Origin of the sequence: Peribacillus saganii (assembly GCF_003429095.1) — a bacterium.
Taxonomy (GTDB): domain Bacteria; phylum Bacillota; class Bacilli; order Bacillales; family DSM-1321; genus Peribacillus; species Peribacillus saganii.
Genome location: NZ_QVTE01000064.1, coordinates 1 through 26455 on the forward strand (window position 1 = coordinate 1; position 26455 = coordinate 26455).

The 26455-nt window shown below is 41.8% G+C and carries 21 protein-coding genes and 13 tRNA genes; 27 read left to right on the top strand and 7 right to left on the bottom strand.

The window, feature by feature from the left end:
• The first annotated feature begins 55 nt into the window (after positions 1-55).
• The 18 genes from D0469_RS19430 (at position 56) to D0469_RS19515 (ending at position 9775) form a co-directional block, all read left to right on the top strand.
• Positions 56-131, top strand: a tRNA-Ala gene (locus D0469_RS19430).
• 24 nt (positions 132-155) lie between these two features.
• Positions 156-232 (top strand) — tRNA-Met (locus D0469_RS19435).
• A 150-nt stretch (positions 233-382) separates the two neighbouring features.
• Positions 383-459 (top strand) — tRNA-Ile (locus D0469_RS19440).
• A 9-nt stretch (positions 460-468) separates the two neighbouring features.
• Positions 469-561, top strand: a tRNA-Ser gene (locus D0469_RS19445).
• A 20-nt stretch (positions 562-581) separates the two neighbouring features.
• A tRNA-Met gene (locus D0469_RS19450) sits at positions 582-655 on the top strand.
• Between the two features lie 5 nt (positions 656-660).
• Positions 661-736: transfer RNA gene (locus D0469_RS19455), tRNA-Asp, on the top strand.
• Between the two features lie 4 nt (positions 737-740).
• Positions 741-816 (top strand) — tRNA-Phe (locus tag D0469_RS19460).
• A 21-nt stretch (positions 817-837) separates the two neighbouring features.
• Positions 838-913 (top strand) — tRNA-His (locus tag D0469_RS19465).
• A 10-nt stretch (positions 914-923) separates the two neighbouring features.
• Positions 924-997, top strand: a tRNA-Gly gene (locus D0469_RS19470).
• Positions 998-1008: 11 nt separating this feature from the next.
• A tRNA-Ile gene (locus D0469_RS19475) sits at positions 1009-1085 on the top strand.
• An 11-nt stretch (positions 1086-1096) separates the two neighbouring features.
• Positions 1097-1171, top strand: a tRNA-Asn gene (locus D0469_RS19480).
• Between the two features lie 3 nt (positions 1172-1174).
• Positions 1175-1265 (top strand) — tRNA-Ser (locus D0469_RS19485).
• A gap of 3 nt (positions 1266-1268) precedes the next feature.
• Positions 1269-1340, top strand: a tRNA-Glu gene (locus D0469_RS19490).
• Positions 1341-1823: 483 nt separating this feature from the next.
• Positions 1824-3761, top strand: coding sequence for a 1,4-alpha-glucan branching enzyme (gene glgB, locus D0469_RS19495; protein ID WP_199478589.1), 1938 nt, complete (start codon positions 1824-1826; stop codon positions 3759-3761).
• Positions 3703-4854 (top strand): glucose-1-phosphate adenylyltransferase, encoded by a 1152-nt coding sequence (locus tag D0469_RS19500; RefSeq protein WP_117328389.1) that lies wholly within the window; start codon positions 3703-3705, stop codon positions 4852-4854. Before glgB ends, D0469_RS19500 begins: the two co-directional genes overlap by 59 nt.
• 40 nt (positions 4855-4894) lie before the next feature.
• Complete coding sequence (locus tag D0469_RS19505; RefSeq protein WP_117328390.1) at positions 4895-5929, top strand: GlgC family sugar phosphate nucleotidyltransferase; 1035 nt, start codon at positions 4895-4897, stop codon at positions 5927-5929.
• Positions 5926-7380, top strand: a complete 1455-nt coding sequence (gene glgA, locus D0469_RS19510) for a glycogen synthase GlgA (protein WP_117328391.1) — start codon at positions 5926-5928, stop codon at positions 7378-7380. Before D0469_RS19505 ends, glgA begins: the two co-directional genes overlap by 4 nt.
• Positions 7370-9775, top strand: a complete 2406-nt coding sequence (locus D0469_RS19515) for a glycogen/starch/alpha-glucan phosphorylase (RefSeq protein ID WP_117328392.1) — start codon at positions 7370-7372, stop codon at positions 9773-9775. The genes glgA and D0469_RS19515 overlap by 11 nt, the downstream gene beginning before the upstream one ends.
• 300 nt (positions 9776-10075) lie before the next feature.
• Here D0469_RS19515 and D0469_RS19520 read toward each other — a convergent pair whose 3' ends face one another.
• The gene (locus tag D0469_RS19520; protein ID WP_117328393.1) at positions 10076-10825 is read right to left on the bottom strand and encodes a TraR/DksA C4-type zinc finger protein; all 750 of its coding nucleotides are present in this window, start codon (positions 10823-10825) and stop codon (positions 10076-10078) included.
• 371 nt (positions 10826-11196) lie between these two features.
• A complete protein-coding gene (locus D0469_RS19525) occupies positions 11197-12135 on the bottom strand; it encodes a 1,4-dihydroxy-2-naphthoate polyprenyltransferase (protein ID WP_117328394.1) in 939 nt (312 codons plus the stop codon).
• Positions 12136-12451: 316 nt separating this feature from the next.
• On the opposite strand from D0469_RS19525, the gene D0469_RS19530 reads away from it, so the two are divergent.
• From D0469_RS19530 to D0469_RS21265, 6 genes are all read left to right on the top strand, one after another.
• A complete protein-coding gene (locus D0469_RS19530) occupies positions 12452-13861 on the top strand; it encodes an isochorismate synthase (protein WP_117328395.1) in 1410 nt (469 codons plus the stop codon).
• A complete protein-coding gene (gene menD / locus D0469_RS19535) occupies positions 13854-15623 on the top strand; it encodes a 2-succinyl-5-enolpyruvyl-6-hydroxy-3-cyclohexene-1-carboxylic-acid synthase (RefSeq protein ID WP_117328396.1) in 1770 nt (589 codons plus the stop codon). The genes D0469_RS19530 and menD overlap by 8 nt, the downstream gene beginning before the upstream one ends.
• The gene (menH, locus tag D0469_RS19540; protein WP_117328397.1) at positions 15607-16440 is read left to right on the top strand and encodes a 2-succinyl-6-hydroxy-2,4-cyclohexadiene-1-carboxylate synthase; all 834 of its coding nucleotides are present in this window, start codon (positions 15607-15609) and stop codon (positions 16438-16440) included. The genes menD and menH overlap by 17 nt, the downstream gene beginning before the upstream one ends.
• Positions 16430-17248: a 1,4-dihydroxy-2-naphthoyl-CoA synthase gene (gene menB, locus D0469_RS19545; RefSeq protein ID WP_117328398.1), complete on the top strand. Its 819-nt coding sequence runs from the start codon at positions 16430-16432 to the stop codon at positions 17246-17248. Before menH ends, menB begins: the two co-directional genes overlap by 11 nt.
• 168 nt (positions 17249-17416) lie before the next feature.
• Positions 17417-18913: an o-succinylbenzoate--CoA ligase gene (locus tag D0469_RS19550; protein WP_117328399.1), complete on the top strand. Its 1497-nt coding sequence runs from the start codon at positions 17417-17419 to the stop codon at positions 18911-18913.
• A gap of 230 nt (positions 18914-19143) precedes the next feature.
• On the top strand, positions 19144-19296 hold the full coding sequence (locus tag D0469_RS21265; protein ID WP_158553601.1) for a hypothetical protein: 153 nt from the start codon (positions 19144-19146) through the stop codon (positions 19294-19296).
• 6 nt (positions 19297-19302) lie between these two features.
• On the opposite strand, the gene D0469_RS19555 is transcribed toward D0469_RS21265, so the two are convergent.
• Positions 19303-20013 (bottom strand): response regulator, encoded by a 711-nt coding sequence (locus tag D0469_RS19555; protein WP_117328400.1) that lies wholly within the window; start codon positions 20011-20013, stop codon positions 19303-19305.
• Positions 20006-21616, bottom strand: a complete 1611-nt coding sequence (locus D0469_RS19560) for an ATP-binding protein (protein WP_117328401.1) — start codon at positions 21614-21616, stop codon at positions 20006-20008. The genes D0469_RS19555 and D0469_RS19560 overlap by 8 nt, the downstream gene beginning before the upstream one ends.
• A 99-nt stretch (positions 21617-21715) precedes the next feature.
• Here D0469_RS19560 and D0469_RS19565 point away from each other — a divergent pair, with 99 nt between their 5' ends.
• A complete protein-coding gene (locus D0469_RS19565) occupies positions 21716-22774 on the top strand; it encodes a DctP family TRAP transporter solute-binding subunit (RefSeq protein WP_117328402.1) in 1059 nt (352 codons plus the stop codon).
• Positions 22775-23164: 390 nt separating this feature from the next.
• On the opposite strand, the gene D0469_RS19570 is transcribed toward D0469_RS19565, so the two are convergent.
• Both D0469_RS19570 and yidD read right to left on the bottom strand, forming a co-directional pair.
• Positions 23165-24247, bottom strand: coding sequence for a metal ABC transporter solute-binding protein, Zn/Mn family (locus D0469_RS19570; RefSeq protein WP_117328403.1), 1083 nt, complete (start codon positions 24245-24247; stop codon positions 23165-23167).
• A 177-nt stretch (positions 24248-24424) separates the two neighbouring features.
• Positions 24425-24652, bottom strand: a complete 228-nt coding sequence (gene yidD, locus D0469_RS19575) for a membrane protein insertion efficiency factor YidD (protein ID WP_117328404.1) — start codon at positions 24650-24652, stop codon at positions 24425-24427.
• A gap of 200 nt (positions 24653-24852) precedes the next feature.
• On the opposite strand from yidD, the gene D0469_RS19580 reads away from it, so the two are divergent.
• Positions 24853-25326, top strand: coding sequence for an S-ribosylhomocysteine lyase (locus tag D0469_RS19580; protein WP_117328405.1), 474 nt, complete (start codon positions 24853-24855; stop codon positions 25324-25326).
• 298 nt (positions 25327-25624) lie between these two features.
• Here the strand turns inward: D0469_RS19580 and ytzI are convergent, their stop codons facing one another.
• A complete protein-coding gene (gene ytzI, locus D0469_RS19585; protein ID WP_117328406.1) occupies positions 25625-25783 on the bottom strand; it encodes a YtzI protein in 159 nt (52 codons plus the stop codon).
• Between the two features lie 152 nt (positions 25784-25935).
• On the opposite strand from ytzI, the gene D0469_RS19590 reads away from it, so the two are divergent.
• Positions 25936-26376 (top strand): Dps family protein, encoded by a 441-nt coding sequence (locus tag D0469_RS19590; RefSeq protein ID WP_117328407.1) that lies wholly within the window; start codon positions 25936-25938, stop codon positions 26374-26376.
• The last annotated feature ends 79 nt before the right edge of the window (positions 26377-26455 follow it).

The following is a 26455-nucleotide window of genomic DNA, read 5'->3' on the forward strand; positions in this document are numbered from 1 at the left end:
TTGGGACCAAGGGGTCGCAGGTTCGAATCCTGTCTTCCCGACCATCCGTGTTTTTGGGGCCTTAGCTCAGCTGGGAGAGCGCCTGCCTTGCACGCAGGAGGTCAGCGGTTCGATCCCGCTAGGCTCCACCAATAAATAAATTTATTGTATTTCATGGCGGTGTAGCTCAGCTGGCTAGAGCGTACGGTTCATACCCGTGAGGTCGTGGGTTCGACTCCCTCCGCCGCTACCATAAAATACATGGCCCTTAGTTCATCTGATTAGAGCAGCCAGCGAGGCTTCAGCGAATACTTCGGGTTGTATTTATCGAGATGCTGCTTAATTAGCTCACTGAGATGGGGACAGTTGTATCAACTGAATAAAATTTTAGAAATTCAACAATGGACCTTTAGCTCAGCTGGTTAGAGCAGACGGCTCATAACCGTCCGGTCGTAGGTTCGAGTCCTACAAGGTCCACCATTATTATACGGAGGTATACCCAAGTCCGGCTGAAGGGATCGGTCTTGAAAACCGACAGGGGCGTAACAGCTCGCGGGGGTTCGAATCCCTCTACCTCCTCCATATTTTATATATTTTATCATCGCGGGGTGGAGCAGTCTGGTAGCTCGTCGGGCTCATAACCCGAAGGTCGCAGGTTCAAATCCTGTCCCCGCAATCAGTGGTCCCGTGGTGTAGCGGTTAACATGCCTGCCTGTCACGCAGGAGATCGCGGGTTCGATTCCCGTCGGGACCGCCATTTTGGCTTGGTAGCTCAGTCGGTAGAGCAAAGGACTGAAAATCCTTGTGTCGGCGGTTCGATTCCGTCCCAAGCCACCATCTTAAAAATCAACATATTTGGCGATTGTGGCGAAGTGGTTAACGCATCGGATTGTGGTTCCGACATTCGTGGGTTCGATTCCCATCAGTCGCCCCATGATTTATATGCGGGTGTAGTTTAATGGTAAAACCTCAGCCTTCCAAGCTGATGTCGTGGGTTCGATTCCCATCACCCGCTCCAAACAATTAAATGGGCCTATAGCTCAGCTGGTTAGAGCGCACGCCTGATAAGCGTGAGGTCGATGGTTCGAGTCCATTTAGGCCCACCATATAAAATTGTTCCGCAGTAGCTCAGTGGTAGAGCATTCGGCTGTTAACCGAACGGTCGTAGGTTCGAGTCCTACCTGCGGAGCCATTTGGGGAAGTACTCAAGAGGCTGAAGAGGCGCCCCTGCTAAGGGTGTAGGTCGGGTAACCGGCGCGAGGGTTCAAATCCCTCCTTCTCCGCCAGCTGGCCCCTTGGTCAAGCGGTTAAGACACCGCCCTTTCACGGCGGTAACACGGGTTCGAATCCCGTAGGGGTCATTCTTAAAAAAGACCGTATACGTTATGTATACGGTCTTTTTTTTTGCGTTCTTTTTTTATTATTAAATAATGTTATTGTAATATTTTTTCAGATGCTAATACGTATGCCAAAAGTCCCGTATGAAATCTGCAGAATTTCTCAGAAATCACTCAATACTTTTTTTTTATTATGTTTAATTCTATGACACATAGGGGTATATAAATATGCTAGGGAATAGTAGAATCTTCGTCTGTTTTTCTTTGTAATTAATTTCTTCTTTTTATTTTACTTATATAGCTTTTATTAAGTGTATTCCTATACAAATATAATTCTATATAGGAGGAATGACCTGGCTTTATCATGATATATTTGAAAAATAATTGAAAAGTTTGTCGAATAAAGTAAAAGAAAATTATTAAGATTCTAACAGGAATAAAAATAAAAATCGAGAATCATTTAGAAGAGAAACTTATCAGATAAGGTAGATACAGGGAGTGAACACATTGGAAAAAGGTTTTCCTACAGATTATGAAATACATCTTTTCCATGAAGGGAACCTAAACGAAGCTTACAAATTATTTGGCAGCCACTTAGTTGAACAGGGAGGAACGGTTCATACGAGGTTCTGTATCTGGGCTCCGCATGCCAGAAAAGTAAGGCTGGCCGGGAGTTTCAACAACTGGGATGCAGAGGGATATGACTTAATGCGCATTAATGATGAAGGGATTTGGTTTATATCTGTTCCTTTTAATGCCTCTGGTGCTTTGTATAAGTATGAAATAGAAACTGGGGATGGAAGAATATTACTCAAAGCGGATCCCTATGCGTTCTATGCAGAAGTACGGCCAAATACAGCGTCCATTGTTCATTCCATAGAAGGATATGAATGGCAGGAAAAGCAATGGCAACGGAAAAAGAAGACTGACTCGTTCTCTAACCCAATGGCTATTTATGAGATGCACTTCGGTTCATGGAAGATCAAACAAGATGGCAGTCTTTACTCCTACCGGGAGATGGCGGATGAGATTATTCCATACGTTAAGGAACGGGGATTTACGTATATCGAAATCCTGCCTCTTATTGAACATCCATTTGACCTCTCATGGGGTTACCAAGGAACAGGCTATTTTGCTCCTACAAGCCGTTATGGCACTCCGCAAGACTTTATGTATTTTGTAGACCGGTGCCATCAAAGCGGTATTGGTGTTATTCTCGATTGGGTTCCAGGCCATTTCTGTAAGGATGCACATGGGCTATATATGTTGGATGGAGAGCCTGTTTATGAATACCGCGACCAAAGAGATCGGGAAAATCTGGTTTGGGGAACGGCCAATTTTGACCTTGGCAAGACAGAGGTACAGAGTTTTTTAATATCAAATGCCCGATTTTGGATTGAGCATTATCATATCGACGGGTTTCGGGTTGATGCCGTAGCCAATATCATTTATTGGCCGGGCGGTGATGAAAAAGGTGAGAATCCATTTGCAATCTCATTTTTGAAGAAGCTCAATGGAGCAGTGAAGAAGTACAACCCTCATTTTTTAATGATGGCCGAAGACTCAACTGACTGGCCAAATGTCACTACTCAGACAGAATATGGTGGGCTTGGTTTTGATTATAAATGGAATATGGGCTGGATGAATGATGTGCTGAAATACATGGAAGCATCTCCGGAATTGCGTTCAAATCTTCACCATAAACTCACATTTTCATTAATGTATGCTTTTTCAGAAAAGTTTGTGCTTCCTTTTTCACATGATGAAGTGGTGCATGGCAAAAGATCTTTGCTGGATAAAATGCCAGGCCACTATGAGGAAAAATTTTCGCAGCTCCGGCTTCTTTATGGATATATGATTGCCCATCCCGGGAAGAAGCTTCTGTTTATGGGAGGGGAGTTTGGCCAATTCGCAGAATGGAAGGATAAGGAGCAGCTGGACTGGAATTTGTTTGAATATGGCATGCATCAAAAAATGGATGCATACACTAAAGAATTGTTATTTTTTTATAAGCGTTCTAAAGCTTTATATGAATTAGATAACGACCCTTCCGGTTTTCAATGGATTGATGTTAATAATAATGAGCAATCAGTCTTATCTTTCATCCGAAAAGGAACAAAAGAAGAAGATTTCCTTATTATTGTATGTAATTTCAGGAATCATTCATACAGCGATTATAAAGTTGGGGTTCCAGAGAACAGGGAATATAGAGAAGTACTAAATTCAGACCGGGAAGTTTATGGTGGAAGCGGACATACAAATAAAAAGGTTTTGAAGAGCCATACAGGATTCTTTCATGGAAACCCTTTTTATATCTCAATGAATGTACCGCCATACGGAATTTCAATTCTCCGGCCAGTCCAAAAAAGAAGGGAGCAAAAGCAAAATGGTGAAAACAAAATGCGTAGCAATGTTATTGGCGGGAGGAAAGGGGAGCAGGCTTAATTCTTTAACGAAAAACCTGGCTAAGCCAGCAGTACCTTTTGGAGGGAAATATAGAATTATTGATTTTACATTGAGTAACTGTACGAATTCAGGAATTGATACTGTGGGTGTACTGACTCAATATCAGCCGCTTGTTCTTAATACTTATATCGGAATCGGCAGCGCATGGGACCTGGACCGGAAAAATGGTGGCGTTACCGTGCTTCCTCCTTATGCAGAGTCTTCTGAGGTTAAGTGGTATACAGGGACTGCAAGCGCCATTTATCAAAATTTGAATTATATTGAACGATATAACCCAGAATATGTTCTGATTCTATCAGGTGACCATATTTATAAAATGGACTACGATTTAATGCTAAATTTCCATGAAGAAAGGGGAGCTGATGTCACGATTTCAGTCATTGAGGTTCCATGGTATGAAGCAAGCCGGTTTGGAATCATGAACACCAATGACAAACAGGAAGTAATTGAATTTGATGAAAAGCCGAAGCAGCCAAAAAGCAACTTGGCATCAATGGGGATCTATATTTTTAAATGGGAGGTCCTAAGGGAATATCTTGAAAAAGATGCATTGATTCCAGACTCAAGCAGGGATTTTGGAAAGGATATTATCCCGATGCTTTTGAAAGATCAAAAGAAACTGATTGCCTATCCATTTAAAGGCTATTGGAAGGATGTAGGAACGGTTGAAAGCCTATGGGAAGCTAACATGGACCTATTGGATGAGAAATGTGAACTTGATTTATTTGACCATTCCTGGAGAATCTATTCGGTGAATCCAAATCAGCCTCCTCAATATATTGCCCCTTATGCACAAGTTGAGGAATCGCTGATTAATGAAGGCTGCATGGTGGAAGGAAGTGTTGAGAAGTCAGTCCTTTTCCAGGGTGTTACAGTCGGACAAAACTCAAGAATATCCGAGTCAGTTATCATGTCAGATGCTGTCATCGAGGATAATGTCATCATTGAACGGGCTATCATTCCTCCTAACTCCAGGGTTCCATCAGGAACGATTATCCGGCCGGAAGAAGGCAAGGAAAAAATCGTATTAGGATCAGAGGAATTGTGCCAGGAAATGAATAATGGTATGTAACAACCAGTCAAAGCAGATAATCTTGGAGAGGAAGATAATTATGAATAATAAGAGGATGCTTGGAGTAATCGATGCGACAACCTTTTATGAACCGCTTAAGGATTTAATACAACACAGGACACTTGCCGCACTTCCGTTTGGCGGGAGGTACCGATTAATCGATTTCGTACTTTCTAGCATGGTTAATTCAGGCATCTCAAGTGTAGCGGTATTCCCGAAGCACAATTACCGGTCTCTAATGGATCATCTAGGGTCAGGAAGGAATTGGGATTTAAATCGCAAGAGAGATGGGCTGTTCTTTTTTCCGGCCCCAGTCCTGGATATGCCTGAAGAATTAATTGGCTCCTTCCACCATTTCGAAAGCCATATGAGTTATTTTTACAGAAGCACGGAAGAATATGCTTTGGTCGCTAACTGTTATTCCGTGTTGAATATGGATTTTAAAGCCATCCTGGATAGACATATTAAAAATGGGTGTGATATCACAGAGGTTCATCAGATGGGTGAGCCGCTGGAAATTTATTTATTGAAAAAGGATCTGCTTATTGATCTCATAGAAAATAAAGATACTACAGGTTATCGCAGCCTCAAAGACGTTATTGATAGCGGGGATGCCAGGTATACATTCTGCAGCTATGAATATACAGGCTATGCCGCACAAATAGATTCCATTGAAAAGTATTTTAAATCAAGTATGGAGCTATTGAACCAAAGCAAATGGCATGATTTATTCCGGAAGGATAATCCGATCTTTACAAAAGTAAAGGATGAGCCGCCAACCAATTATAAAAAGGGTGCTACTGTAAAGAACTCCATGATTGCAAACGGATGTGTTATTGAAGGACATGTGGAAAATAGTATCATTTCCAGGTCAGTTAAAATTGGAAAAGGTACCATTATAAAAAATTGTATAATCATGCAAAAGTCAGTTATAGGGGAAAACTGCCAGCTTGATTCGGTAATTCTTGATAAAGATGTGAAAATTACGGATAATACTGTGCTTATCTCAGAAGCATATACAAATCCGATTGTAATAAAAAAGGGTGTCGTGCAGGGAGAGTTGATGCAGTCGTGAAGGTTTTGTTTGTCGTTTCAGAATGCGTTCCCTTTGAGAAATCAGGAGGACTGGCAGATGTAGCAGGTTCACTGCCAAAAGAACTGAGAAAACAAGGGACTGATGTCAGGGTAGTAATGCCTAAATATGGCACCATCTCTGAAAAATTCCGCACTGAAATGAAAAAAAAGGCAGAATATATGGTACAGGTTGGATGGAGAACACAGTTTTGCGGTATAGAAGTTCTTGAGCGTGATGGCGTGATCTACTATTTTGTCGATAATGAATATTATTTTAAAAGAGGCAGCAACCTGTACGGGCATTATGACGACGGAGAGCGGTTCTCCTATTTTTGCAGGGCTGTGCTTGAAATGCTTGAAAAAGTTGATTTTATTCCTGATGTCCTGCACTGTCATGATTGGCATACAGGCATGATACCGTTTTTATATAAAACAGAATACCAACAGCGCGCTGGATATGGCCATATTAAAAATGTATTTACAATTCATAACCTTCAATTTCAAGGTGTTTTTCCGCGTGAAATCCTTGGAGAGGTACTCGGTGTAAGCGACTATTACTTCCATCCGGAACAGCTGGAGTTTTATGGTAATGTCAACTTCATGAAGGCAGCGCTTGTCGCTGCAGATTTTATCACAACAGTCAGCCCTACTTATACGGCAGAAATACAAACCCCTTATTTCGGGGAGAAGCTGGATAGCCTCCTTAGATATCGCGAGCGTGACCTTATGGGGATTCTTAATGGCATTGATGATGAAGTGTACAACCCGGAAAAAGACTCATTCATAGCGGCTAACTTTAATTCCCTAAAGCCAGCAGGAAAAGCAAAGAATAAAGCGGCTATTCAAAAACATTTTGCTCTTCCGCAAGAGGCTGATAAACCTCTGTTTGCAATGGTGACCCGATTAACGAAGCAGAAAGGTCTTGATCTTGTTAAAGCCGTATTCCACGAAATCATGCAGGAAGACATTCAGATGATTGTCCTTGGGACAGGGGATAGGGAATTTGAGGATTTCTTTCGAGAGATGGCTACGCATTACCATCAGAAGTTAAGAGTGCAGATTGGATTTGATGAAAGGTTGGCTCACCAAATATACGCAGGGGCGGACCTGTTTTTAATGCCTTCACAATTTGAACCTTGCGGCTTGGGACAACTTATTGCCATGCGGTATGGAGCAATTCCGGTTGTGAGGGAGACGGGCGGTCTGAATGATACGGTCATGTCTTTCCGTGAAGATACGGGGAAAGGAAACGGATTTTCATTCACGAATTTTAATGCTCATGATATGCTTTTCACGATTCAGAGGGCGATTCACTTTTATCATAATAAAAACGTCTGGAAAACGCTTGTGAAAAGGGCAATGGAACAGGATAATAGCTGGGCACAAAGTGCTTTTAAATACAATTCCCTGTATGCTGACCTGGGAAGCAGGAGTGAGAGCCATGTTTTCTAATAAAGAAGAATTTAAACAATCTTTTATTAAAAAGCTGGAAATGACATACGGAAAAAGCTTCGAGGAAACCTCCAATGAAGACCGGTTTCAGACTCTGGGCCAGATGGTAAGGGAACATATAAGCGAGAATTGGATTAGAACAAATGAATTATACCGCTCTTCTAAAACAAAGCAAATCTATTATTTCTCGATAGAATTTTTGCTTGGAAGGCTGCTTTCCAGCAATCTATTGAATCTCGGAATAACAGGGGTTGCAAAAGATGGGCTAGAAGAGCTGGGGATTTCTTTGGCGGAAATTGAAGAAGTAGAAGCGGATGCTGGGCTGGGCAATGGCGGCCTGGGCCGGCTGGCTGCTTGTTTCCTTGATTCATTAGCCGCTCTTAATCTTCCAGGTCACGGAAGCGGTATCCGCTATAAGCATGGTTTATTTGAACAAAAGATCGTGGATGGCTTTCAAGTTGAGCTTCCAGAACAATGGCTCCGGTACGGCCATGTCTGGGAAGTTAGAAAGTCGGATTTAGCTGTGGAGGTTCCTTTCTGGGGAAAAGTAGAATCATATATGGAAAATGGCCGGCTTAATTTTCGCCATGTTGAAGCCGAAAATGTAATGGCCGTCCCATATGATATGCCTGTTGTCGGATATAACACTGAAACAGTCAATACGTTAAGGCTTTGGAGTGCAGAACCTTCACCATTTCCGATTCATAGTGATGTGCTCCAGTATAAAAAAGAAACTGAAACTATTACAGAGTTTCTATATCCAGATGATACTCATGATGAAGGCAAGATACTTCGTCTAAAACAGCAGTATTTCCTTGTTTCGGCAAGCCTGCACTCCATAATAAGGTCATTTAAAAAGAAGTTTTCTCATATTGGGGATCTTCCTGAAAAAATTGGGATACATATCAATGATACTCACCCTGTCCTTGCCATTCCTGAACTAATGCGGATATTAATGGATGAAGAAAAGCTGGGGTGGGAGGAGGCCTGGGATATTACCGTCCGAACGATATCCTATACAAATCATACCACTCTGTCGGAAGCGCTTGAAAAGTGGCCAATCCGGATTTTTAAACCGCTTTTGCCGAGGATTTACCTGATTGTTGAAGAGATTAACGAACGGTTTTGCCGGCATCTATGGGAACAATATCCAGGGGATTGGCGCCGCATTGAGGACATGGCGGTTATAGCACATGACCAAGTTAAAATGGCACATATTGCTATAGCCGGCAGCTTTAGTGTAAACGGAGTGGCGGCACTTCACACAGAAATATTAAAAACCAGGGAAATGAAGCAATTCTATGAGGTTTTTCCCGAGAAGTTTAACAATAAAACAAATGGGATCACACACCGCAGATGGCTGCTTAAGTCCAATCCAGAACTAACACAGCTGATTAATGAATCCATTGGTGATGATTGGATTAAAAATCCAATTTTACTAAGTGAGCTGGAGGCTTTTCGGGATGACCATTCATTTGCTGCTAAGCTAATGTGGATTAAGCAGCAAAAAAAGCAGGCACTGGCTAAACGGATTGAACAACAATCGGGAATAAAGCTTAATCTGGATTCCATTTTCGATGTGCAGGTCAAACGTTTGCATGCTTATAAAAGGCAGCTGCTTAATGTATTTCATATAATCTATTTGTACAACAGGATTAAGGAGGATAGCAGCTTTCAGCCATATCCAAGAACGTTTATCTTTGGAGCAAAGGCATCTCCAGGGTATTATTACGCAAAAAAGATTATTAAACTTATTAACTCAACGGCGGAATTAGTTAATAAAGATCCAAAGGTGAACAAATATGTTCAGGTAGTCTTTTTGGAAAATTATCGCGTGTCCCTTGCGGAACAGATATTCCCTGCTGCAGATGTAAGTGAGCAGATATCAACAGCAGGTAAAGAGGCTTCAGGTACCGGAAATATGAAGTTCATGATGAACGGTGCGATTACCCTCGGCACTTTAGATGGTGCCAATGTAGAAATACTGGAGCGGGTCGGGGATGAGAATATGTTTATTTTCGGACTTAAGGCTGAAGAGGTGATGCGCTACTATCTGAACGGTGATTACAGGGCGAGGGAGTATTATCATCATGATAAACGAATACGTCAAGTTGTTGACCAGCTGGTAAATGGATTCTTCCCTAATTCCTTTGGACAGTTTGAAGCTATTCATGACTCTTTGCTGGCTGAAAATGATCAGTATTTTGTCCTTAGGGATTTTGCTTCGTATGCCGATGCCCATGAGAAAGTAGCAGAAGCCTACTTGGACAGGGATCGCTGGATGAAGATGAGCATTATTAATATAGCCCAATCAGGCTACTTTACAAGTGATCGGACGATTCAGGAATATGCTGAGGAAATCTGGAACATTGATAAGGTAAAAATGCTACATTAAATGAAATGTTTTTCAAATGCAAACTCTTACTTAATTTATGAATTCCATAAATTCTGGAAAGGGTTTATTTTTTTGCCTGATATAAAAATAAAGGATAGCTGGCGTTAAGGAGGTAAAGCCTGATTAAGGAAGAGATGGATGTAAAAAAAGAAGGAGAGTTCAAATTAAGTCATAAAGAGATCAAAACTGGCCAAATGCGAGAAATACCAATACGGAACGCAAGGGAGAAAATTGAATTCGTCTTGCGGAGCATAAGGAAGGGAACATACCCTCTTTTCCGTTGAAAAGAGGGCATGTTTTTTAGTTATTTTTTTTATCAACATAACCATCAGATTTCTTATATGGTATATTTCCAAATGGGGCTTCTAGATTTTTATCATCCAGTTCTTGTTTATATTTTTCCTTGCGCTCTGATGGATACATACTGCGGCCGTTGCCTTTTATATCATTTCCGATAAAGCTTTCTATTGATTCCGTATAGCCATTATGGTTTTCATCTTCATCCTTATTGTAAATATTATTATAGCTATCCAGATCGGCAGCATAGTCTGACGGGGTTTCAGAGGTTCCATAACGGGCAACCTCAGCAAAACTATCTTTACTATCATTGACTTGCGGATTTCTTCTGCGCTCAAAGGAGTCAAGGTGTGGCGGCTCCAGAACGTCTTCCTCGACGGGCCTGTCTGAAGCAATGTTACGCTCAGGGGTATGATCGACACAATATAACGTGGTTGGGATAATCTCGAGACGTTCAAATGGGATAGCCTTGCCGCACTCCCTGCATTTACCGTAAGAACCTTCCTCAATTGCTTCGAGAGCGATCTGGATTTTATCAAGCTCACTTCCAGCATGGTTATATAAAGCTGCGTCTATTTCCCTTTCCGCAAGTTCTGTACCAAGGTCGGCCGGATGGTTGTCTACAGAGGTCAGTTCCCCCACTGAATCTGTTTCCTTTTCATCAAATTGGCGCTCGTGTTTCACCATTTTCGATTCTTCCTTTTGCGAAAGCAATTCTCTTTTTATTGTTTGGATCTCCTCTTGTGTTAGCATGGTTTTCCCCTCTTTTCCTATATATAGGTTATAAAATCTTTACCCGGAGTAAAAGTAAAGCCCCGGCGCAAGGATATGCTAGTGCCGACGTCTCCGCAGGTCAAGGAATGTTTCGGCGGCATACACGCACGAAATAAAGCGTCAGCTTTGTGAGGACGTGGTGACGCTCTCCTCTTCTTTCAGGAGGGCTTTCGCTTTTTTTATCACATCACTTGCATTTGTGGTTATGCTGTATCAATACCCGCAAAAGGAAACAGAGAAACAAGAAAAAACCGCCAGTGCCACACCCGTGCAGCTCTACAAATGAAAAAAACCTCACCATTTTTAATGGCAAGGTTTTTTGAGAACATATTGTTTCAGTTTAAGCGAGGTTAAAAGAAGTAGCTGATAAACAAGCCGACTGAGAGTAGAAAACCAAATACAGTGTTAGTCTGTGCAGTAGCCTTCATGGCTGGCATCATTTGAACTGGCATTGTTTTTCCAATAAAGCCTTTAATAGCCTTAACTGCTTTAGGAATACTTAAAAATACGATTAACAGGAAAGGGGATACTAGGCCAGCTACTACCATTCCAACCACCCACAAGTAAGAGACGATGAACATTCCTGCGAGCAAGCATATCGCTTTATCATGTCCAAAAAGGATAGCCAATGTTTTTCTGCCGTTTTCCTTGTCTCCATCTAGGTCCCTGATATTGTTGGCGAGCAGGATTGTTCCTACCAGAATGGCAATCGGTATCGAAACTAAGACAGCAGTGCTGGAAACAAAGCCTGTTTGAATATAGAAGGAAATCAGGATAATCAGCACACCCATAAAAAATCCGGCCATTAATTCACCAAAAGGAGTGTAGGCGATCGGAACAGGTCCGCCTGTATAAAAATAACCAACGGTCATACAAATGGCACCAATTAATGCAAGCCACCAGGATGTCTGCATACAAATATAGACACCAAGCAGAAGGGCCGTTCCATAAAAAGAAAGGGCCAATGTCATAACTGTTTTTGGGGTAACTCCTTCACGAACGATTGCCCCGCCAATTCCAACAGAATTTTCATTATCAAGGCCGCGCTTAAAGTCGTAATACTCATTGAACATGTTTGTGGCCGCCTGGATCAGCAGGCTGGCAAAGAGCATGGCAAGGAATAAAAAAAGGTGGATATTATAAGACTGCAACGCAAGGGCTGTCCCAATCAGTACAGGAACAAATCCTGCCGTCAGGGTATGAGGGCGCAAAAGCTGATACCAGACTTTCCAGCCCCTTTTATTGTTGCCAGCCAGCGAAGCCGAATTTATATCAAAATGAGATTGCATATACTATCTCCCTTGAATTGGATTTTTTCCCGGGAACAAAAGTGGCGCAAGTACTTATAAAAGCCAGGGAAATATAAAAACTTAACATTATTAAGTTTAGAAAAACACTCCCCGGGTGTCAATGACTTTTTGGATGTTATAATACCAGAAACAGGGGAAAACCGAGATAATAATGTGCATGATATATAATAAGGAAATGAAGGGGTAAAATCAATAGAGAAATAACCCGCAAAGATTGACATACATCCAAAACGGGGTGTATCTTTAAATAGGCTTAAAACGGGATATTAGTTTGCAAAATAAGGGGGGATTTTTTTTGGCTATTTCATATGAAACTGAGCTTGCAGAGGGGTGGAATAAAGCCCTGCAAAAAGCTAAAAAAATAAACAAAAAGATACTGTTCAGTGAAGTATTAAAAATCGCTCCAATTGCCCCCCTAACTTTTTATCATGCTGGTAAAGACATGTATTCGGGGGAGCGCTTTTTCTGGCAGGATCCCAATAAAGAAATAACGATAGCGGGTGCAGGGAAGATCGAGAAAATCCAAGTAAACCCTGATAGCTCCCGTTATGAGAATATGGAAAATGAGTGGAAAGAGCTTATGCAAGATGGCGTTAAATGCGGCATTCTTGATATTGCTGCAACTGGACCACTATTGTTTGGCGGCTTTTCGTTTGATCCCGAAAAGAGTTCTTCCGCTCTTTGGGATCAATTTGGCGATAACTTATTTTATCTTCCAAAATATATGGTCAGTGTCATCAATGGTGAAACATATTTAACTTCAAACGTCATTTGTTCACCTGAAGACCGGGTTGATTTATATATAAAACTACTTCATGAACGCGAACTGCTTCTCAAGGAGAATTGGGAGACAGGTTTTAGTGCTTGTCCAGAAATAACTGGTGCGGAGGAAGTAGAGGCGGAGCAATGGAAGCGGGCCGTCGCAAATTCGATCAAGGAAATCAAATCAACCGAGCTTGATAAAGTTGTTCTTGCAAGGGAAATGAGGTTAACCTTATCAGAATCAGCAAGCTCAGAGGTTATCATAAAGACCCTAATGGAGGAACAGCCAGAAAGCTTTATTTTTTGTCTGGAATCAGGAAGTGACTGCTTCCTGGGAGCAACTCCAGAACGTTTGGTAAAGAAAACAGGAAATGAAGTCTTTTCAACTTGTCTTGCTGGTTCAATTATCCGTGGAAAGACAAATGAGGAAGATGCTCAGCTTGGAGAAGAATTATTAACCGATGAAAAGAATCTACTGGAGCACCAGTACGTGGTATCCATGATTGCTGGGGCATTGGGCTCTATTTGTGATGAGATTTCTGTTCCTGAAAAGCCACTTCTTTTAAAGATGCGGCATATTCAGCACTTATACACACCCGTTTCAGGCTTCGGAAAAAAGGAAGCGACCATTTTTAAGATGATTGAAAAGCTTCATCCGACACCGGCGCTGGGCGGTTTGCCAAAGGATAAAGCAATGGTGATAATTCGGGAAACCGAATTGCTTGAGCGAGGTTTTTATGCTGCGCCAATTGGCTGGACGGATGGATATGGAAACGGAGAATTCGCGGTTGGAATTCGTTCCGCTCTGATTCAGGGCAAGAATGCTTCCTTGTTTGCTGGTTGTGGAATCGTGGAACACTCCAATCCCGAAAGCGAATACCAAGAGACGATGATAAAATTCAAACCAATGTTAAGCGCATTAGGGGGGCTTGGAAATGAGTGAACGGGAAACAATGACCGCGTATCTTTCGGCCTTTGTTGATGAGCTTGCTATGAATCTAATTGAACATGTTGTTGTGTGCCCGGGTTCGCGGTCTACGCCGCTGGCCCTTTTGCTTGCTGAACATCCTGATATCCAGGTGCATATCAACGTGGATGAACGGTCTGCCGCTTTTTTCGCACTAGGAATGGCAAAGGGACTCGGAAAGCCGGTAGCTATTCTATGTACATCTGGAACGGCTGCTGCCAACTTTTACCCCGCGATAATTGAAGCATATTATTCGCGTGTGCCGCTAGTTGTTCTTACAGCGGACAGGCCGCATGAGCTTAGGGATGTAGGAGCACCGCAGGCGATTGATCAAATCCATTTATATGGAAAGCATGTAAAATGGTTTGCAGAAATGGCTTTGCCGGAAAGCAGCAAGAACATGGTAACCTATGCCCGAAATGTTTGTGCGAGGGCTGCTGCGACAGCATCAAATGCCCCGGCAGGACCTGTGCATCTTAATTTCCCGCTGAGGGAACCACTTGTTCCTCTATTAAAACAGCCTGGGTTTTTCGGAAATGGACGCAGGGAGAACCAAACGGACAATACTGTCCAAAGTGGTTTTTTATCACTATCCCAACCACAATTTGACAGGATCGCTGACCTTCTCTCCGCTTCCGAAAGAGGGATGATTGTTTGTGGCGATATTAATATAGCGGGATTCCGCGAAGCAGTTGTTGCGTTGGCTGAAAAGACTGGTTTTCCGATATTGGCGGACCCCCTGTCCCAGCTGAGGAGCAGCAGCTGTAACAACGATCTTATTATTGATAGCTACGATACGTTTCTCAGATTTGAACAAGTTGCAGGACAGCTGAATCCAGATGTTGTTATCAGGTTTGGTGCGATGCCTGTATCGAAGGCCTTGACCCAATTTTTGAAGCGACAATCCGGAATCCGCCATTTTATTGTGGATAGTGGAGCTGGCTGGAGAGAGCCTGCAGGCATAGCCCCACATATGATCTATTGTGATGAGACGCTATTTTGTACAGAGATGACATCCCGAATGAATCAAAATAGTTTACACGGATGGACTAATCTGTGGAAAACAATAAACAATAAGACAGTGTCTGCCCTGCGGACAGTACGTGATGATGCAGAATTAAATGAAGGAAAGTTGTTTTCCTTGCTGCAGGATTATCTGCCTGAGAACACGGCCTTGTTTGTTAGCAATAGCATGCCGATCAGGGATTTAGATACCTTTTTTACTAAAAATAAAAAAGAAATCAAAATTTTTGCAAACCGCGGTGTGAACGGAATTGATGGAATTGTCTCTACCGCCTTGGGTGTTAGCACTGTTTTCAGGCCTACAGTGCTGGTTCTAGGCGACCTAAGCTTTTTTCATGATATGAACGGCCTGCTTGCTGCCAGACTGCAAAAACTAAATCTAACGATTTTACTGGTTAATAACGATGGCGGGGGTATTTTTTCATTTCTGCCTCAGTACGCTGAAAAAGAACATTTTGAAGTTCTGTTTGGAACGCCGCACGGCCTTGATTTTTCCCATGCGGTTGAACTATACGGAGGAGCTTATTCAAAGGCTGAAACCTGGGAAAATTTCAGGGTCCATCTGGAAAAATCATTTCGTTTAGATGGACTGAAGGTTATTGAAGTTCCTACAGATCGTGAAAGCAATGTACAAAAACATCGAGATTTGTGGAATTATGTTTCCCAGGAAATAATAAACGTATTAATCGAGGAAAAAAATGAAAATAATCAGTAATGGTGTCGCTTATGCGGTTAATGTTCATGGGGAGGGAGAGCCGCTGCTGATGCTTCACGGCTTTACCGGTTCGTCCTCAACCTGGGATTTTTTGATCGGTGAAACCAGTCAGCACTTTCAGCTGATATTGGTTGATAGCATTGGTCATGGGGGTACGGAATCCCCGGAGGATGCTGAGCGCTATCAGATTGAAAAATCTGCAGAGGATTTGTGGAATATCATAGAGTACCTTGGGCATAAATCCGTGCATCTATTAGGGTACTCAATGGGAGGCAGGCTGGGGCTTACCTTTGCCTGTATTTATCCGGAAAAAGTAAAAACACTGATTCTGGAAAGTACTTCCCCCGGTTTGAGAACCGCGGAGGAGAGGGAGGCCAGAAAACTTCAAGACAGTAAACTGGCGGAAAGAATTAAAAAGGATGGTCTTGAAGCTTTTGTGGATTATTGGGAAAACACTCCGTTGTTTTCATCGCAAAAGATTTTGCCTATAAATAAGAGAAAGTCAATAAGATCAGGCAGGCTTGAGAACTCGGTTACTGGCTTATCAAACAGCCTCCTTGGAATGGGAACGGGAAGCCAGCCTTCGTGGTGGAGTCAGCTGAAAGAACTCGACAAGCCTGTTTTGCTGATAACAGGGGAAGCCGATAAAAAGTTTTCTGATATCGGTTACGCGATGAAAGAAGTATTGCCTTACTGTGAGTTGCAAATTTTTAAGGGTGCCGGACATGCGTTACATGTGGAAGAACCCGAAAAGTTTGGTAAAATAATAAGTGAGTTTTTATCGAAACACATAAGGAGGAGAAAACATGGCAATTGAATGGTCAACTGTACGCGAATACGAAGACATTCTTTATCAGAATTACAATGGAATTGCAAGAATCTCCATTAATCGCCCTCAAGTACATAATGCATTTCGTCCGAAGACGGTAATGGAATTGATTGATGCATTCTCAAGAGCAAGGGATGATGCAAGCGTTGGTGTTATCATCCTTACAGGTGAAGGCGGCCGGGCATTTTGCTCCGGTGGTGACCAAAGTGTACGCGGGCATGGCGGTTATGTAGGAGAGGATGAAATCCCACGGCTAAATGTCCTGGATTTACAGCGCCTAATCCGTGTTATCCCTAAACCGGTCGTAGCCATGGTAGCTGGATATGCAATCGGAGGAGGACATGTGCTGCATATTGTTTGTGATTTAACAATCGCTGCGGACAATGCAGTATTTGGACAGACTGGTCCTAAGGTAGGAAGCTTTGACGCAGGGTATGGATCCGGATATCTAGCACGCATTGTAGGACACAAGAAAGCACGTGAAATCTGGTATTTGTGCCGTCAATACAGCGCACAGGAAGCATTGGATATGGGGCTGGTTAATACAGTTGTTCCTCTTGACCAGCTGGAAGAAGAAACTGTGAAATGGTGTGAGGAAATGCTGGAGAAAAGCCCTACAGCCCTCCGCTTCTTGAAGGCAGCCTTTAATGCTGATACAGATGGCCTTGCCGGAATACAGCAATTTGCTGGAGATGCTACTCTTCTTTATTATACAACGGATGAAGCAAAGGAAGGCCGTGATGCTTTTAAGGAAAAGCGCAAGCCTGACTTTGGACAATTTCCTCGTTTTCCATGATGAAGCTATGAGTAATCTGTCTGGAAGCTAAACAGTTTAGTTTGCCATTTTTGGTAGGCTGTCCATATCTGCTTCAGCAGAAAGATGTTAATTTTATACGATTGCAAAACAGCTTGACGACACCGCGCGTTAAGCTGTTTTCTTATAATTGGTGATTGGAGCGGTTTTATGAATTTTAATCAGGAAAAGTTACCGAATTGGCTTAAAAGAAGAGCAGATGTAACTCCTGACCGGATTGCTTTAGAATTTGAGGATAAGGCCTATACGTTTATAGACCTCCATCTGCGGGTGTTAGAAACAGCAGGTAGGCTTTCCGGCCAGGGTATGAAAAAAGGAGACAGGGTTGCCCTGCTGATAGGAAGCCATCCTGACAGTGTAATCATCATTCATGCGTGCTTTTATGTGGGTTTAGAGATTGTTATGCTCAACAGTCGCCTAACTAACAAAGAACTAATATGGCAAATCAGGGATGCTCAGCCAGGATGGATTCTTACAGAAGCAGCCTTTACTTTAAAAGCAGAAGAGTTAGGAGAGAAGATTCCTAATGTTCCTGTTTTCTTCAAGGAAGAGTTAAACAGATTGGAAAAGGTCCCAAATTTCCAAGCGTTAGATGAATTTTCCTTACAGGATACGGCTACCATTATGTATACTTCGGGGACAAGCGGAAAACCAAAGGGAGTCATCCAAACCTATGGGAACCACTGGTGGAGCGCTGTTGGCTCAGTGTTAAATTTGGGCTTAAGGGAAGAGGATTGCTGGCTGTGCTCAGTACCTATTTTCCATATTAGCGGCTTTTCAATCCTGATGAGGAACGTTATTTATGGGATAAGAGTAATACTGTTGGAAAGCTTTAAAGAGAAGGAAGTAAATCAGGCTATTAAGGAACGAAGCGTGACGATTGTGTCTGTAGTAACAGCCATGCTAAACAGGATGATAGCAGAGCTGCAAGATGAGAATTATCCTGAGAGCTTCCGCTGTATGCTGCTGGGTGGTGGTCCCGCACCGCTTCATTTACTTGAAGAGTGTATTCAAAGGGGTATTCCAGTATATCAAACCTATGGCATGACCGAAACTTCTTCGCAAATTGTAACCCTGGCTCCGGAATATAGCATAAATAAAATTGGATCGGCAGGAAAACCATTATTTCCTTCTCAGCTTAAAATTGAAGTAGAAGGCAGAGAAGCCGTTCCGGGTGAAGCAGGTGAAATTGCCGTTGCAGGACCGAATGTAACCCCTGGCTATTTAAACAGGAAGGAAGAAACTGTTCAAGCAATTAGAAATGGCTGGCTCTTTACAGGAGATATTGGATACCTGGATGAGGAAGGCTTTTTGTATGTTATCGACAGGCGTTCCGACTTAATAATTTCTGGGGGAGAAAATGTATATCCTGCTGAGATTGAGGCAGTGCTTGCTAAGCATCCTGCTATATTTGAAGCAGGTGTTACAGGAATGGAAGATGAAAAGTGGGGGAAGGTTCCCGTTGCATTTGTTGTGTTAAAACCTGGAGCAGCTCTTTCGGAGGCAGATGCCATTGCCCACTGCCGTGAACTTTTGGCATCATATAAGGTGCCAAAGAAAATTCTGTTTTGCAGCGAATTGCCGCGTAATTCTTCCAATAAGCTGCTGCGGAGAGAATTGAAGGAAATATTGGAAAATAAACTTTAAGGAATTACGGTTAGCCCTGCTGCGAATGCAGGGCCCTAATTATTTTCACATCTAAAAAACATATTTGAGGGAACGACTTTCCCCAAAATGCCATTTTAATAGGAGGAAAACCCTTTTTGGAAGAGAAATTTTTCGGAAAAATAGGCATTTGACAATTTTTTATTTCCTGCCATTTCCGATATAATGCAGCTAAGGATAAAAAAATCTTATAAGTAAGGCAGGGAATCTATATGAATGGTACTGAAAAACCTTATCTTATAGCGGAGATTTTAATTGAAAGAGGAATGCCAGCCATTGTAATTAAAGAAATTACTAATTTTTGTGATGAAGAGCTTACCAGGCTAATGAAAACAAAGGCCGGTAAGAAGCCTGAATGCCGTTAAAGCCCCTCATCGGTTATACTTCAATATATACTTATTGACAGGACGACCGATGCCGCCATATTGCATGTCAAGTTCCACTGCCCCGGTTTCTCTTAGATAATCTAGATACCGTCTTGCCGTCACTCTGGCGATTCCGACACCGTCTGCCACTTCTTCAGCCGAGAGTGCATGAACCTGTTTTGTAAGGAAGTCAAAAATTTGCTTTAAGGTTGCTTCGTTCAATCCCTTTGGCAATGTTTCCTGTACCCCTTTTTCTATAAAGACAGCAGAATTTCCAGCTTGGAAGCGCACTTGATCCAGCTGATTTTGGGACATGAGTTTATCCAGTGAGATTTTGGTCCTAAACAGGTAATACTTTTCAAGAATCTGCTTCAGTCTTTCGAATTTGAATGGTTTAATGATATAGTCGAAAGCCCCGTATTGGATCATCTTTCTTATTGTTTGCTGGTCATTTGCCGCAGAAACGACAATTACATCTACATCGAGTTGTTCTTTCCTGATTTCATATAGAGTTGTAATCCCATCTTTTAATGGCATGAAAACGTCCAAAATTACAAGGTCGGGGGATAGCGTTTTAATCTTATTGATTCCGTCCTCTCCATTTGATGCTGTCGCAATGATCCGGAAATTTTCAAGTCGTTCAATAAACTGCCTGTTAACTTCCTGCACCATCGGGTCATCTTCAATCAGCAGCACGTTTATCAAGTTATCATCCATGCGTTATCCCTCCTTGGACTTTTTTCATAGGGAAAGACAAATAAAAAGCTGTGCCCTCATTAGGTTTGGATTCTACGGACAGAGTTCCATGTGCCTTCTCAACTATTTGTGAAATTAAATATAAACCGATGCCTGATCCGTCATTTCCTTTTGTCGTAAAGCCATATTGAAAAATTTGTTCCTGAATCGAATCAGGAATCCCTGGACCGTTATCTTCGTGGACGATTTGGCAGGCTGTTTCGTCATGGCGTATGCAGAGATACACCTGTTTCTTTTGTTCATTTGAATTCATTAAGGCTGCAAAGGAGTTTTCAATTAAGTTTCCTAATATCAATACAAAATCATGGTGATCTAAATCATCGGGAAACCGTTCCAGTCGGGAATTTTTATCAATGATCAGTTCGATTCCAAGCTCCTTGCCTCGAGTTACCTTGCTTAAAAGCAGACCAGCTAAGCTTTCATGGTGAATATGCTTACTTAGAAACCTCGACAAATCTTCCTGCTCTTCCGTCGTTTTAAATACATATTGGAGAGCTTTGTCCAGGTTGCCCAGTTGAATTAAACCTGCAATGGTATGGAGTTTGTTCATATGCTCATGATTCTGGACTCGCAGGGCTTCCACAAATGCTTTGACTCCCGTAAGTTCTTCAGCCAGTTTTGTAACCTCTGTACGGTCCTGGAAAATTGCAACTGCACCGATGGTGTCACCAGCAACGATAATAGGAACACGATTGGATAAGATGTTCTTGTACTGAACTTGAATTTCCTGATTGTAAACTGGCTTCGTGAAGTACAGCACTTCCGGAAGGCGGGTATCATTAATGACTTCCCGGATCTTCCTGCCAATCACATTGCCGCTAATACCCAGCATCTGTTTTGCTTTTTCATTAAATACAGTAATGTGTTCTTGATTATCAATCGCAATGACACCTTCATGCATAGCATTGAATGCTTCAGTTCTTTCAACCAGCATCCTTGATATCTCATGGGGTTCAAGCTGAAATGTTTCTTTTTTAATATGGTGGGCCAGCAGCCATGAGCCAATTGCTCCAAAAGATAGCGTCAGCAGCAGCAATAGTGCTATGTCAGTTCGTGATTCCAGAACTAGATCTTTTATGGTTGGCAAAATATTCCCTACTATCACAACTCCCACCTGTTCCTTCTTTTCATTCAGGATGGGAACGAAAGCCCTAACCGAGACACCCATTTCCCCTTTTGCTTTTGACAGATATACATGCTCCGCAAAAGCAGCGCTTTCATCCTTGCTGTGGGAAACTGTTCCCAGTTTCGAATAAACCGGATGGGAATAGCGAATGCGGTCTTGATTTAAAACGACAATATAATCAGCATTATGGATAAAACGGATGTTTTCTATTATTTTATTTAAAGCATGCCATCCATTAGGCTTTTGGACCATTTCCTGTACTACAGGTAGCTCTGCAACGGTATGGGCGGTTATCATGGTCCGTTTTCCGGATTCCTCTTCTTTTACAGATACAATATTGCCGAGAATCATCATTCCGCCGATTAAGATAGAAAAGGTGACAATTCCAAAGGTGAGCATTGTAATCTTTAGTTGAATCGGGGTGTGGGAAAGTTTCATATTGTTTGCCTCCGATAGTTCTATAATAATTTTAACATGAAAAAATTGCTGTGATACAATAGTTTTATAATTGCTTTAGTTTACAAGGGGTTGTTAGCAGTGAGGTTATTCTGGGGGTTTTTTTTGCTGGGGGTGCTGGGGATTGTACTGGCTGCAATAATTGGCTACCAGTCTTACTCCTCCAATAAAGAGCTTGCCTTTGATTATGAACAACAGGGAATGAATGACCAGATTGTAATAAAGTTCAGCCATGTAGTGGCGGAAAATACGCCAAAGGGTCTTGCAGCGATAAGGTTCGCAAGGCTGGTTGACGAATATACAAACCATCGTGTCAGAGTTGAGGTCTATCCAAATGAGACTTTGTTCAGCGATAAGAATGAACTGGAAGCTCTTAGGAAGAACGAGGTGCAAATGATTGCCCCGGCTACTTCGAAGCTAACAGACGTGGCTCCTGAATGGCAGCTGCTTGATTTGCCCTACATCTTCCCAAGCTATGCAGCGCTTGAGGAATCGTTAACTGGCGAAGTAGGAGATGAACTGCTTAAGAAGCTGGAAAAGGATCAATTGAAAGGGCTTGCGTATTGGCCGAATAATTTTAAGCAAATTACCAGTAATACCCCTATACGGACACCGGCGGATTTTAACGGCAAGCTATTCAGGATTATGCCAAGTAAGGTTCTTGAGAGGCAGTTTGAACAATTTGGGGCTTCAACCTCTGTGCTGGGGTTTAATGACACATTTCGTAATTTGGAGGGCAATAATTTAAACAGCCAGGAAAATACTATTTCCAACATCAATTCAAAGAAGCTCTACCAGGTTCAAAAACATTTAACGATCAGTGACCATGGGTATCTGGGCTATGCAGTAGTTGTTAACAAGCAATTCTGGGATCAGCTTCCGCAGGATATTCAAGTGAGGGTTTCGAAAGCAATGGATGAAACTTCCAGCTGGCTGTGGTCTGCTTCCCAGGAGCTAAACCAAAAGCAGCTGGATCAAATCCGCAATACCTCTGATATAAACATTTATAAATTGTCAGAAGAAGAAAAGAAACAGTGGATGAAAGAAATGGAGTTTATTTATCCGGAGTTTGAAAAGCAGATTGGACATGACCTCTTAAAGAAAGCGCTGGAGATAAGGAATAAACATGTAAACCACTGAAAAAGTAGGATTAATTCAACAGAAAAAGAGGAAGCCCGGTTTAAAACAGGTTTCCTCTTGTCTTAAATGTAAGAAAGTAAAATTGTCTCCACATGGACAGATGTCTAGCTCCAGCTCCCAGCAACTTTTTTTTACGGAGTAAAAATAAAGCAACTTTTTTACGGAGTAAAATAAAGCCCCGACGCACACGACGTGCTAGTGCCGACGTCGCCACAGGACGTGGCGTTTTTAGTCGGCCTCGAATAAGCCAATTACTTCGGAAGCAAAAAGCGCCTTCGGTCAGCGCTTGTCTTATGCTTGTCGGAGGCCCACAGGATGTGGATCAGAACAGCGTTGCCACAGGATGTGGGGACGCCGTTCTTCCTCTATAACAGGGCGCTTGCGCTTTTCTTAATTTAAGGCTTTATCGAGTGTTTCCAGATTTTTTTCCATCAGGCTGAAATAATCTTCCTCTGAATCCTGTTCCTTTTCAGTGAGTACAGACAGGTTATGAAGCTTCAAGGGTTTTGCTCCAATTTCCTTTTGAATGATCTCTGTAAGCTTGGAACTGATGTTTTGCTCAAAGATTACATATTGAATGTCATTTTTTTTGGCCGTTTGAACGACTTCCTGCAGCTGTTTTTGTGATGGTTCACTGGTTGAGGACAGGCCGGAAATGCTTATTTGTTCCAAACCATAACGTTGTTCCCAATATCCATATGCTGCATGGGATACGATAATTTGGTTCTTTTCTGCAGATGAGATTGTTTTTTCAAAGCGATGATGCAGCTCATCCAATTGGGTTGCCAACTTGTCAAAATTCCCAGCAAAGTAAGATGCTTGTTCTGGATATTCTTTGCTTAATTGCTCAGTTATAATTCTTGCCATTTCAATGGAATACACAGGATCTATCCAGACATGTGGATCAAAATCGCCATGGCTGTGGCCATCATCGCTTGCGTGCTGAGCATGGTCTTGATCCCCATTTTCCTCATCATTGTGTCCTTCATGGCTTTCTTGAGCATGTTCTTCTTCAGCATGTTTTTCTTCAGAATGACCTTCTTCAACATGTTCTTCTTCAGAATCATTATGGCTGTGCTCGTGGGCTTCTTCCGCAGCTTCAATATTTAGCTTTTCACCAACCGCCAGCATCGTGACTCCTTCTTCCTCCAGGATAGGCTTTGCCTTATTTACAAATCCCTCCAGGTTATGTCCGATATAGAGAAACATGTCAGCTTCAGCCATTTTGATAATATCTTTTTGAGACGGTTCAAAGGTATGTTCGTCTGATCCAGGGGGATATATTGTTTGAACATTAACATATTTGCCGCCAATCTTCTCGGTAAAATCCTGCAGAGGATAGACTGTTGTGTAGACTTGCATCTTTCCCTCACTTGATGAAGGGTTTTCCTTCTGCTTTTGTTGATCAGTACCACAGCCTGTTAAAAAAACGGCGGCTGTAAGGAATGTTGCAATTAGCAATCTGATTTTCATAGTTCTCCGCTCCTTGTAGTATGCATACTTTCTAATGATAATAAATATGAATCAAAATCATTACGATTTAAAAATAATAACAATCCGAAATCATTACGATTTAACCAATAAATATCATACAATGGGTAAGCCAGTAAAGCAAGTGAAACATAAAGGATTTATATTGGTAACAGCATATTATTTATGACTTTTCTCAGGTACAGGATCAATGCCGCCTGGATGAAAAGGCTGGCATTTAACAATTCTTTTCAATGTTAGCCAGCTTCCTTTTAGTGGACCAAACCTCTTAATGGCTTCTATACCATAGTGTGAACAAGTCGGATAAAAACGGCAGGTCGGCGGTTTAAGAGGGGAAATGGCAAGCTGATAGAAGCGGATTATACTAATAAATATTTTTTGAAGCATAAAAAATGCCTCCTTTATTTATGAAAATTTTAATCTTCACCATTATTCCTATCTTACATAAGCGATCCTTTCGAAGCAATTTTTTGCTTCGATATGATATCTTTAAATAAGAGCTTTAATGGGGATATTTTTATAAAAGGATGAAATATATCGTAATTAGCGTTAAAATAGAGTGCAGTAATAATTTAAGGAGTGATAGTATGCCTTCAGTAGAAAGCTTTGAATTAGATCATAATGCCGTAAAAGCTCCGTTTGTCAGACATTGTGGTGTTCACAAAGTAGGAACAGATGGTGTTGTTAATAAATTCGATATCCGCTTTTTCCAGCCGAATAGGCAGGCAATGAAGCCGGATGCTATCCATACGCTGGAGCATTTGCTGGCATTCAACATTCGCAAGCACTCAGAAAAATATGACCATTTTGATATTATTGATATTTCTCCAATGGGCTGCCAGACAGGCTTCTATTTAGTTGTCAGTGGTGAGCCCACTGTTACCGAAATTATCGATGTTTTAGAAGATACAATGAAAGATGCCGTTCAAGTTGTGGATATTCCCGCAGCCAACGAAACACAGTGCGGGCAGGCAAAGCTTCATGACCTTGAAGGTGCCAAGAAGCTGATGAACTATTGGCTGACTCATACCAAAGAAGACCTTCATAAAGTTTTTGCATAAAACAGAAAGCATGTGGGACTATGAACGTCCTGTACAGTAAGGATTCCTGGCCCATAGTCAGCTCTAATATTTCTTCGACTAACGAAAAAAAAGTGTTCCTAGTTGGAACGCTTTTTTAATAAGATAATCGTGCGGGCGAGCTAGACTTCTGTACTTAGTTATATTTTTTTTCAGAACGTCGTTGTCCAAGGACAAGGAATTCATCGGCAGCGATACATCGGACTATACACAGCGGCATGTGAACACATGGTGACATTAGCTGTTCTTCCTCTGACCAGGGAACTTCCGCTTTTCTTAATTATTTTTCTCCAGGTTGCGTGTCATTTGATATATCAGATGGTGGCGCATCAATTTTATCCACAGTATGCTCGAATTTATATGCTTTGCCAATGGTAAGTACTGATAAGAGCAAAACAATCAGCACGATAATGATTGAAATTATCATTACGGTCATCATTTTTATCACATCCCAAAATAGTATAGCTATTGTGATTTTAACACTTCCAGGGAGATTTTGTTAGTTTATAACTTTTACAAACATTTTTGTAAGCAGTTATGTTTTAAGAAATGGGAAATGGGAAAATATAAACTGAATGGGAGGTTATTACTATGTCAAAACAATTAGTCGACTTAGTGAATCAGGAAATAGCAAATTTCAGCGTTCTTTACACAAAGCTACATAATTATCATTGGTTCGTAAACGGACCGCGTTTTTTTGAGCTTCATGTGAAGTTTGAAGAACTCTATAATGAGACGACTGCTCACTTAGATGAAGTTGCTGAGCGTTTGCTTGCCATTGGTGAGAAACCTGTGGCAACTGTGAAGGAATTTCTGACCCTGACAACAATTGAAGAAGCGACCGGTTCTGAAACTCCTGATGATATGGTTTCAAGTTTAAGCAGTGACTTCCAAAAAATCGCTAAAGAATTGGAAGAGGGCATCAGGCTTGCGGAAGAAGCGGGAGATGAAGGAACAGGCGACATGCTGCTCGGCATTAAAAAAAGCTATGAAAAACACGCCTGGATGCTAAATTCTTATTTAGGAAGATAATAAAACATAAAAGGGCTCCAGTATTATCGCTGCGGTAGTGACCCCTTAAAGTTAGAGTTTTTATTATGCAGCTAAATGG